General features: G+C 47.9%; 11 protein-coding genes. 7 read left to right on the plus strand and 4 right to left on the minus strand.

Features of this window, described 5'->3' with window-relative positions:
* Positions 1 to 4: 4 nt before the first annotated feature.
* Together AACT07_RS13685 and AACT07_RS13690 are read right to left on the minus strand one after the other, a co-directional pair.
* On the minus strand, positions 5 to 784 hold the full coding sequence (locus AACT07_RS13685) for a hypothetical protein (protein ID WP_069528307.1): 780 nt from the start codon (positions 782 to 784) through the stop codon (positions 5 to 7).
* Between the two features lie 18 nt (positions 785 to 802).
* Positions 803 to 1,123 (minus strand): hypothetical protein, encoded by a 321-nt coding sequence (locus tag AACT07_RS13690; RefSeq protein WP_042060638.1) that lies wholly within the window; start codon positions 1,121 to 1,123, stop codon positions 803 to 805.
* Between the two features lie 239 nt (positions 1,124 to 1,362).
* Between AACT07_RS13690 and AACT07_RS13695 the strand changes: the two genes are divergently transcribed.
* Positions 1,363 to 1,725: a helix-turn-helix domain-containing protein gene (locus AACT07_RS13695; RefSeq protein WP_069528308.1), complete on the plus strand. Its 363-nt coding sequence runs from the start codon at positions 1,363 to 1,365 to the stop codon at positions 1,723 to 1,725.
* A gap of 11 nt (positions 1,726 to 1,736) precedes the next feature.
* Here AACT07_RS13695 and AACT07_RS13700 read toward each other — a convergent pair whose 3' ends face one another.
* Together AACT07_RS13700 and AACT07_RS13705 are read right to left on the minus strand one after the other, a co-directional pair.
* Positions 1,737 to 2,204: a lecithin retinol acyltransferase family protein gene (locus AACT07_RS13700; protein WP_171902781.1), complete on the minus strand. Its 468-nt coding sequence runs from the start codon at positions 2,202 to 2,204 to the stop codon at positions 1,737 to 1,739.
* A gap of 675 nt (positions 2,205 to 2,879) precedes the next feature.
* A complete protein-coding gene (locus tag AACT07_RS13705; RefSeq protein WP_069528310.1) occupies positions 2,880 to 4,640 on the minus strand; it encodes a hypothetical protein in 1,761 nt (586 codons plus the stop codon).
* 88 nt (positions 4,641 to 4,728) lie between these two features.
* Here AACT07_RS13705 and AACT07_RS13710 point away from each other — a divergent pair, with 88 nt between their 5' ends.
* The 6 genes from AACT07_RS13710 to hcp1 all read left to right on the plus strand — a co-directional run.
* Entirely contained in the window at positions 4,729 to 4,995 is a 267-nt protein-coding gene (locus tag AACT07_RS13710) for a helix-turn-helix transcriptional regulator (RefSeq protein WP_069528312.1), read from the plus strand.
* A 4-nt stretch (positions 4,996 to 4,999) separates the two neighbouring features.
* Entirely contained in the window at positions 5,000 to 6,484 is a 1,485-nt protein-coding gene (locus tag AACT07_RS13715; protein ID WP_083249980.1) for a YfjI family protein, read from the plus strand.
* 405 nt (positions 6,485 to 6,889) lie between these two features.
* On the plus strand, positions 6,890 to 7,573 hold the full coding sequence (locus AACT07_RS13720; RefSeq protein ID WP_083249981.1) for an inovirus Gp2 family protein: 684 nt from the start codon (positions 6,890 to 6,892) through the stop codon (positions 7,571 to 7,573).
* Positions 7,574 to 7,644: 71 nt separating this feature from the next.
* Positions 7,645 to 8,043, plus strand: a complete 399-nt coding sequence (locus AACT07_RS13725; RefSeq protein WP_069528314.1) for an H-NS family histone-like protein — start codon at positions 7,645 to 7,647, stop codon at positions 8,041 to 8,043.
* A gap of 83 nt (positions 8,044 to 8,126) precedes the next feature.
* Positions 8,127 to 8,966 (plus strand): LuxR family transcriptional regulator, encoded by an 840-nt coding sequence (locus AACT07_RS13730; RefSeq protein WP_069528316.1) that lies wholly within the window; start codon positions 8,127 to 8,129, stop codon positions 8,964 to 8,966.
* A gap of 229 nt (positions 8,967 to 9,195) precedes the next feature.
* Positions 9,196 to 9,579 (plus strand): type VI secretion system effector Hcp1 (gene hcp1 / locus AACT07_RS13735; RefSeq protein ID WP_069527027.1); only part of this gene is annotated, 384 nt, incomplete at its 3' end.

Raw genomic sequence — 9,579 nt, forward strand, 5'->3', positions numbered from 1 at the left:
AGGGTTAGGGGTGGGCTGCAAACTGGTATTGCGCTTCCCCCTGGTCGGTGAGCAGTCGAACTTCGAGGGCGTTACAGTGAACGCTCAGGGCGAGTTTGAGTGTGTCGCCAAAGCTGAGCGTCTGGGGGAGTCGCTTGCGTGGGACAACGCAATTACCACGATTGACGATAACATCTTGCACGGTGATGTTATTGCTGTGAGAGACCAATTGCAGCTCCTTGACCGGATAGCCTTTGGAGTACTCAACCAGGCGCCAGCCGACATCGAAGGTGGAGGGGGGCAAGGCTGTCGGTATGGTATGTGTCTCGCTGTCCACAGAAGGCGGCTGTGTATCAGCCCCATCAGACGACAGGCAACTGAAATCAGGTGTCTGCGTGCCGGGCAACACGTTGGCCACCTCGTGGGTAGGCAGTGCAAGTGACTTGCCATCCGCGGTCACAATGCTGATTGACTTGGCGTTACGTAGTTTTTCCCACATGTCGATGAAATTGTTCTCACCGACACGGGACGTGGTCTCATAAGGCGTATCGTATTGGCTGCCATCAACAATCATGGCGAACCCCTGAGGGGCATAAGCGCCATACTCCTTACCCTGCACGGTGGCCGTCATGGTGACCGGTTGGGTGTCACTACAGGCGATGTAGAGTGAGTTATGCTCATCCACGACCGCCATATACTCGGTTGTTCCCTGAGCCCATCCGGTACTCCAGCGCCCCTGTTCGCCCAATGCGAATGCAGGCACGGTCAGCAACATGCCCAGTAACATGAAAACGATGCGATACATGAGGTTATCTCCCTGAGTTCACACGGCATAGCCGAGGATGTTGGACATGAAGCTTTGAAAAGCCATAAAGCCGATAAAGCCACCGATAGCCTGGGGGCCCATCATCCAGAACAGTTTGGCTTTGAAGGTGGCAGCAGCGCTGCCGGTAACAATCCAGTCTGGTCGGGTAAAGCGGCGGAATAATTCGCCAAGGCTCATGCCGCCACCGGTGAATAACGTGCCGAAAATGAAGGTGGCCAAGTATCCACCGACACCCAGCTGCGGGCCGTGGTCGAGCCATGCAAGGTGGAGGGTCAGCGCAGCAAAGAGTAAGCCGGCAACAATAAAGTAATATTTCATGGTGTTTCCTCATGGATAGATTAATGCGCAAGCTTGCCGGTGAGAGCAGGCTTAATGTGTCGCGGTGGTGGGTTACATGCTCAAGGAGGTAGCAACGTGATGAGGGGCGAAGTGGACTGCGCGGATATCACCCTCCTCTTTAAATATTGAATGGCAACCCTGTGGGTCGATAATCAACTCCACAGGCCCTTCATGTCAACAGGTCCATGGCCAACCATTAAGGTTGATATGGAGGCCCCATGACAGATATCACGATTAAACAACTGGCCAAGACAGTTGGCCGTGCCATCGCGCGGCAGCGACAGCAAGCAGGATTGACCCAAGAGCAAGTGGCGGAGCGCCTCGATATCGGAATGGAGGCCGTCTCCCGGATGGAGCGTGGTGTTGTGGTGCCAACCATTGTGCGGTTGGCTGAGCTGGCTCAGCTGTTTGATTGTGAACTGGCGGACTTCCTGCGTGAGAGCAGTAATCGCCCAACCGAGCAAGGTATTGTGCTCAGCCAACAGCTTGCCAAGCTGGATGAGGCAGACCGGGCATGGTTGTTGGAGACGATAGCGCGTCTGGTCGCCAGGCTCGCGGGTGAAAAGACATCATCGACATGATATCGCGTCGATTACTCGCGCCTTGTTGGCATCATTATCAGGTGACCCAGGATACCGCCCAGTAATACCGCCCCACCCAACCAGGGGTTATCCGTTGCGCTGGCGGCACGCAATAACCAGCGCGATACCTGCGGGCTGTGACTGACTCCCTCGATACACCACTGAACAAAGTGCTCACAATTATTAAAGGCAGGGTGATAACGTTGCTCTCCCAGACGTAGCCATGCCCTGGCAATGGCCTCGTCATGGGTAAAGCGTCGGTATGGATGTGACTCGACCCTGAATATATTTCCTTGCGTAAAGGTCGCCAGGGAGACACGCTCAATGCCATCGTACTCACCAGCCCCGGAGGCGCTGACCCCTCCGGCATAATGCATCACGAATTGATTGCCAAGATAAAGGCCGTGGTGTTCAAAGCCGAGGCGTGGGCTGACCAGATGGTCACCCGGTTGTGGTTCCCTTAATGGTGATACAAACATATTTTCTCCAGATATCAGTAGGGGATATTGAATGAAGGTTATTAGCCAGACACTGAAGAGACAGTGCATGATAGTGATATAGATGTGAGATTTATTGGAGGTGTATAGCTGAACGGATATGGGGGAAATACAGTTCAATTAATCAGCATTGTCCGGTTTTTTTCGTATGTTTTAATCGATGTTTTTCACCCGTTTTTTTTCAGTGGTGATGTCTGCATCGTTTGCAGGAATTGCAATGTTGAGACTCTTGCGATGGAGGCGAAAAAATAGCTAAAGTACTCAGGGTGTTCATGCCTGCGCCTCCTGTTAGATGAAGTGAATTGCTATTCAACAGGGCATCATTGCGCGAGCATTTGACAAAATAGTGTATTTTTTCAATCGAATTACAATCGTGCGAGAGATATTGAAAATTAAAATATAAAACCAGATGAATAATGGTGGCCCCAAGGGTTGGTACGGCCAAATTAAATGCAAAAGGTCATGCCAAACAATTAAGTGTGTTATATTTTTCCTTGTATTTGGTGGGGGGGGCGATGCAGCAATCTCACTGTGAAATTAATTAGGCATGGGTCACTGCGGTAGAAGCTTGTCTGCCATGGTGGCAGTGCAAAGTCAATCTGCTTGGGATGTTATATTTTCCGCTACTTTTGCTACTAGTAGCGGAATAGCAGAGAGTTATTCTAGTTGATGTCGGGTATCTTTCTCATATTGCTTTGGGTCGAGAGCCATCAGCAATGCCTTCCTATACTCGATATCCCTAAGGATGTGTTTAGTGTATGGATGATGATCTCTCAAAATGGGCAGGTAGGATTGGAGGCCATCCAATTCTCTTAAACAGTGATACAAGGTCGAGTTGGGAAGATAGGTGATGAGCACCTTCTCTTTGTCAGCTTTTGTTAAAAGCAATTTTATAGCTTCAACTCTATCGTTAGTCGATACGTTGATTAACTTAGTGTATATCGTTTCTAATCGATCTTCCATGCTATCCCAAGCATTTAAAATAGATAGATGAGTGCGATTTTGGGGTGAGCTTAGATTGGATGCTACAATGGAATTATACTTTCTTATACTGCGAAGGAGAGAGTGAATATAACTATCAGAAATGAATGATTCAAACTCCATATTTAGTAAGCTTGCAGAGTCAAGCCTGATGTCTGCATATAACTCTTGTGTGTTAATAATTATCTGGACCAACGGGTTGAAGTTGCCATTTTTTAGCTTGGTGGGATTGGTTTTGATAGTTAACCCCAAGAATAACACAGCAGCGTAGTAGGGAAGTGAGCCTATCACGTTATCTAATAAACATGCCTCGTCACTTTCTAGTAAGTTCAGTGCTTCTTGCAGCTGCTCATTTTTTATATGATATAAAACCTGTAACATCAAGGCGTAAGGCTTTAAATGGTGCATATCAGCTTGGGTTGCGACACGGTGAAAGAATTTTTCTGACTTATTGCAGTCTGTAATCCTTTCTATCGAAAACCCTGTTTTCCCTAATAAATAAAAAACAGTGTTGACGTTTTGCCGTATGTACGGACTCGTTATCAGTGGAACTCCTTTGACAGCCACACCCCACAATCTATCTAGATGTGTTTTGGTATTTTTTGGTAGTTCGTTGCCAAAGTATTGTTGGGCTTTAATAAATTTTACAATGCTACTACTTAATGAATCAACACGAATGTCAGAAAAACACGCTCTTTCTGTAGAGGCAATTTGATGCTGCCTAGCGAGATAACAACCCAATCCTGTCTTGATATCAAAGTAGAGTGCCACCATGCATGCCATATAGGTATCTTGCAATTTTGTCAGTGATGACTCGCATTTTTGTTTCTCTTCCGGATTTTTGATATGGCTGAAAGTGGTCTTTGCCAAACAAATCTTTTGCTCAATCGTTGCTCGTCGTTGTATCCGGTCTGACCGGAGATCTCGAATAAACTCTGTAAGATCTTCACGATAAGGTGCACATTCTGGGGCTGCAAGGATAGACAGCAACATTTTGCGAGCTGCGAAGGCAACGCCCCGTTCGTCTATTGATAACAGCAGTGTGTCCAGATGTCGCATGAAAGGAGAACCATCATGAAACTCGCTGAAGACTTCCATATAAGCCACCAGCAGTGGGCAAAGGATGTGCTTGGCGTAGCGCTGGTAGAGCTGCTCCTTGCTTAAGGACGTAACTATAAATTTCGAGAGAACATATGAGGTGGCCACTTCGCTAAAGTCCAACAGACCATTGACCAGTATGTTGACATCATGAGTTTGATCGCAAAGGCCCTGTACGAGTTTTTCATTGAGTTCATCAACGTAAACATCTTGTTTACTACTGTAGCTTCGCTTTTCCTTCAGTCGGGCGTTTCGATTGCTGGCGTACAGATCGAGTGCCCATAGTAGATGGTCCGCAAAAAAATCATAACCTATTGTTTTAACTTCTTTTAAAGACATAAGGTCCTTGCCTCTGCAAAACTGCCGTCACTATTGGGGCTCTGATTCTATACATTGTGCCGGTCAACCCACACGACCGGAGTCACAGATGCACAATGAAATTCAAGAGTCGCAAGTAGCCACCCATGGCTGCGTGGTAGACCGGGTTATCAGGCTTAAAGAGCTGCTTCGACTGATCGCACTTAGCCGGGCCACTGTCTACGACCGTATCAACCCCAAGTCCAAGCGCTTTGACCCGAGTTTTCCCAGACCCATCAAACTCGGAGCAGCCTCAGTGGGCTGGAGTCTGAACGAAGTCATGGCTTGGATCGCTGCACGCCCCCAAGCCCATCCTATTACAGCAACCAAGGAGTAACAGCATGAACTTCTCGTCATCTATAAACGTTGGGATCTCACCGATGAGGCCACTTGAAATGACCACCCCAGTATTTGATTTTCCCGTTAATGTACTGCATGAAGATCTGCAAGCGATTGTTCACGATATCCAGCATGAGACACAAGCATCCGCCGGTCTGATTGCGACGTCACTGTTAGGTGTAATGGCCGCGTCTTGTCAGGACCTTTTTGATGTTGCCCCCAAGGCCAAACTGCGCTTTCCGGTATCTTTGTACCAAGTGGTGTTGGCTGGTTCAGGTGAGCGTAAGTCAGCCATTGATAAGCTTCTTATGAAGCCAATAAGAATGCTGGAGTGTGAGCTTGAAGCAACATTCCAGGAGGATAAACGGCGATATGATGCAGACATGAGCGTGTGGAAAATTGAACACCGGACCCTGGAGAAGGCATTGGAGAGAGCCGTAAAGGATGGGGGGGATGTGCCAGCGAGCCGTCAGAGACTAAAGACTAGCCTCAGCCTTAAACCGGTAATGCCTATCCGACAACGGTTATTGGTCAACGATGTCACCAGCGCCGCAGTAAAACAGGCGCTAGGATCAGGGAATGCGTCCCTTGGGTTGTTCTCTGATGAAGCTGGCAGCATTTTAAATGGGGAATTGCTCCGTGACACCCCGTTGCTGAATTCATTATGGAGTGGCCAACCTATCGAGGTTGACCGAGCAAACCGTGATGCGTTTCGGATTGAAGATGTACGCTTTGGTTGCATGCTGATGGTGCAACCGGGTTTATTTGAACAGTATGTGAAGCGTCAAGGTGTTCAGGCCCGTTCATCCGGATTTTTTGCAAGAACGCTGATATGTCAACCCGCGTCGACCATCGGTTACCGCTCCAGTGGTCAGAGCCAAAAGCAAAGCAATACAAATGGGTCACTCGGTGGGTTTCACGCAAGAGTGATGACCTTCTTGCGCAAATCCATCGAACGTAGGGTTGAGAAGGGCCAGAGACTCTGTGTGACGTTGTCGCCTGAAGCCAGTGGCAGATGGCATGCTGAATATGATCGGATTGAGGGAATGATCAATCCTTTTGGGCCGCTTAAAGAGTTTCGAGACTATGCATCGAAGCAACCCGAGCACATCGCTCGTATTGCAGCGGTACTGGAGGTATTTACCACAGGTACACTTCAGATATCAGAACATACAATGTATTGCGCGATTATGATTGCACAGTGGTACTTTGATTCATTTATCCAGCTGATGAAGGTTGACACTATCCCAGAGGAGATCCAAGACGCCAATCTCTTACATGGATGGCTTGCTCATCATGCCAGCAAGATCCCCATGTCAGGAGTGAAGAAAAATATCATACGTCAATATGGACCTAATCCGCTCAGGAATAGAGAACGACTAAATAAAGCGCTAGAGAATCTTCGGCGAAGGAATATTGTCTCTATATCTAGGTACGGTAGAACCACTTATATTAGTTATAACGATTTGGGAATGTTCGGTTTTTAATATATTAACTTCAGAGTGATGTTGGATTGCTTTTATTAGAGTTGAGATGTGTTCTTGCGAACAAAACGTCGTTTTTCACTAAAATACTTAAAGCATTCCTACTGCGTAGCCCTCGGTATAAGTAATATATAGGAAATAGGAAATAGGAAATAGGAAATAGGAAATAGGAAATAGGAAATAGCACATAGGAAATATAGTAAGCTCTCGATGTAGCATAAGCAATCATTGGTACTCTGTATGCAGTCATCAGTACTGTATGTATTGCTTATACATTCACTTTGCATTTATTTCTATATGGTAGTGATATGCCTATTGTTATTTTAATCTTGAATTATTAATTGTATTGAGACTTATCTATATCTCTAAAGGGCATAGTAAAACTTATGCCCGTTTAAGGAATGTACAATGACAGAGCTTAATAACACCCCCTATAAACTGAGTCCCATGGAGATAAATGATTTGATTAATGAGGCTCAGCGTCGATATGGCGATATATCACCAGTCCACTTGGCAAGAAGCTTGGATGTTGTGTATGCCGCTCTTTCCCATTTTCCCAGGGTCTGTGCCATGCGTGTAGACGTACGTATGGCACAAGACTTCACTGGAGATGACACAGACATGCCATCTTGTTTCCAGCGAGCCGATCCCAATGTGATCACACGATTTTTTGACTCGCTCAAAAGTCAACTGCGTGCAGATCATCGACGTAAATGCGCGAGAGGGATACCTCAACTGCCGAAATATATCTGGGTTAGAGAGCGAGATAAAGGACGTTATCCTCATTACCATCTTATTTTGCTGTTTAATAAGGATGTCTATGCTTACTTGGGGGATTACAGTGATCCTGATGCGACTAACATGGCGACACGGGTACAGAAGGCGTGGTGTAGCGCGTTAGGGCTTCATTACCCAGATTACGCCTATCTGGTACACTTCCCTAAGAACCCAGTATACATATTTGATCGTCGAGTCATGTTGTCAGATATATCAACATACAAGGGGTTTCTATTGCGCCTCGCTTATTTGTCAAAGGTTCGTACTAAGCATGTTAGGGATGGTCAGCGTAACTTCGGTTGTAGCCAATCATAAGACGCTTGAGCACACCAATGCTCATTAGTATGCTATAGAGCAATCCCTGCGTATTTAATTAAAGGATATCTATGAGTGAATTTCTGAAAGTGCTGCTGAACATCCGTAGCCTGCGGGCAGCACTGCGTGAGTTGTCTCTGGAACAGCTCAAAGAAGCCCACGAGAAAATCGAAATGATTTATCTGGAACGGTTGGAGGCAGCGGAGAAAGAACAAGCCGCCCAAGCTGAGCACCAACAAAAGTTGGCCGAGTTCCAAGCCATGTTGGCCCAAGCTGGTATCGACCCGACTGAGTTGGTTGGCAGTACTCCAGCAGCGACTACGGCCAAAGCTAAACGAGCCCCTCGTCCACCGAAATACCGCTATGTTGAGAATGGGCAAGAACATACCTGGACCGGTCAGGGCCGCACGCCCAAGTTCCTGGCTGAGCAGCTCGAGCAAGGTCGTCAACTTAACGAGTTCCTCATCTGAACGTACGGGCTACATCGATTACTGATGTGGCCTTTTTCTTAATTTATTGGTGAAATATTGTGCTGCCCGATTGATTGTGGTTAATGTTGGGTACGTTTTATTACTTGTATGCTGAATGCTTGACAACCACATTGCATCACTCCCTCAATAATGTCGACGCACTGTTGCTCATTACGCAGTTTGATAGCGCGACTGACGAGCACACTATCGTTGCGCTGTTGCGCACCCTCAGCCAGCAGATGGGGTTTGACCATTTTCGATTGGGGTTCATTTCACCAAGCTCTATCCAGCGTCCCGAGGTACGCATATTCAATGGCTGTCCTGCTCAGTGGGTGCAGGCATATGACGCGCAGCGCTTTTTTGCGGTAGACCCTGTTGTGCGTAAAGGAATGACTCAGAGCACGCCGATATTGTGGGCCAATCTCATCACTGAGTGTTGCGACCAACAGGATGCGGCTGGATTGGAGGTCATGATGCTAGCCCAAAAGGCTGGGCTGCGTGATGGCATCACCATCCCTTGGCATGGGCCTAATGGCCATGTCGGGTTGCTCTCTCTCATCACACGCACACCACGTACTGAACATCAATGGCTCAGCGCGATCCCATTTCTGAGTTGGCTATCAAATCACGTCTTCGAAGCCGTTGTACGGGTGTGTACGACGTCAACAATACCACCCCGTGCCCCTTTGAGCTTGCGTGAGTTGGAGGTCTGTCAGTGGGCAGCAGAGGGAAAGCAAGTCAGTGATATCGCTCAAATCCTGGGCATTACCCCTCGGACAGTCACCTTTCATCTGGAACGCATAGCCGAGAAGTTGGGGGCGAGCAGCAAGGGCCAGGCAATCTCCTGGGCCCTCAAGCAGGGATTGGTACGCCTGAATATCGGTGCTGCAGAAGTAGGAAATATCAGCGAAATCAGTGAATGATGCTAACTGGCGCAATATATAGCTCACTTTCTGGTGATCCCCACTTTTTCCGCAACTCTCGCTGGTGAATATGCGTGGTTTGAGCAAAGGGTTGCTCGACCCAGGGCGAGCTAGGAAGGTGGATTACGATAAGTCTTTGATAAATAACAACACTAAAAGTTGGCATGGTCGCTGCTATTAGGCTGGTTGAGTACTAACTCATTTAACCAACCTATTTAGGAGCATACACATGCCAACTCCATGTTATATCAGCATCGAAGGTAAAACCCAGGGCAATATCACCGCCGGTGCCTTCACCTCCGATTCCGTCGGCAACATCTTCGTACAAGGTCACGAAGACGAGATGCTGGTACAAGAGTTTCAGCACGTTGTCACCGTCCCGACTGACCCGCAATCCGGTCAGCCTGCTGGTCAGCGTGTCCACAAGCCGTTCAAGTTCACCGTGGCGCTGAACAAAGCTGTGCCGCTGATGTACAACGCACTGGCTTCCGGCGAGATGCTGCCGAAAGTGACCCTGAAGTGGTACCGCACCTCCGTTGAAGGCAAGCAGGAGCACTTCTTCTCTACCGTACTGACCGATGCCACCATCGTTGACATCGATTGCCAGATGCCC

The organism is Aeromonas sp. ANP5 (genome assembly GCF_963870295.1).
Classification (GTDB): domain Bacteria; phylum Pseudomonadota; class Gammaproteobacteria; order Enterobacterales; family Aeromonadaceae; genus Aeromonas; species Aeromonas veronii.

Excerpts from the sequence above, each read along its gene's own strand:
- AACT07_RS13705 (WP_069528310.1), bottom strand. The coding sequence starts at position 4,640 with ATGTCTTTAAAAGAAGTTAAAACAATAGGTTATGATTTTTTTGCGGAC.
- AACT07_RS13710 (WP_069528312.1), top strand. The coding sequence starts at position 4,729 with ATGCACAATGAAATTCAAGAGTCGCAAGTAGCCACCCATGGCTGCGTG.
- AACT07_RS13720 (WP_083249981.1), top strand. The coding sequence starts at position 6,890 with ATGACAGAGCTTAATAACACCCCCTATAAACTGAGTCCCATGGAGATA.
- AACT07_RS13695 (WP_069528308.1), top strand. The coding sequence starts at position 1,363 with ATGACAGATATCACGATTAAACAACTGGCCAAGACAGTTGGCCGTGCC.
- AACT07_RS13730 (WP_069528316.1), top strand. The coding sequence starts at position 8,127 with ATGTTGGGTACGTTTTATTACTTGTATGCTGAATGCTTGACAACCACA.
- AACT07_RS13685 (WP_069528307.1), bottom strand. The coding sequence starts at position 784 with ATGTATCGCATCGTTTTCATGTTACTGGGCATGTTGCTGACCGTGCCT.
- AACT07_RS13725 (WP_069528314.1), top strand. The coding sequence starts at position 7,645 with ATGAGTGAATTTCTGAAAGTGCTGCTGAACATCCGTAGCCTGCGGGCA.
- AACT07_RS13700 (WP_171902781.1), bottom strand. The coding sequence starts at position 2,204 with ATGTTTGTATCACCATTAAGGGAACCACAACCGGGTGACCATCTGGTC.
- AACT07_RS13690 (WP_042060638.1), bottom strand. The coding sequence starts at position 1,123 with ATGAAATATTACTTTATTGTTGCCGGCTTACTCTTTGCTGCGCTGACC.
- AACT07_RS13715 (WP_083249980.1), top strand. The coding sequence starts at position 5,000 with ATGAACTTCTCGTCATCTATAAACGTTGGGATCTCACCGATGAGGCCA.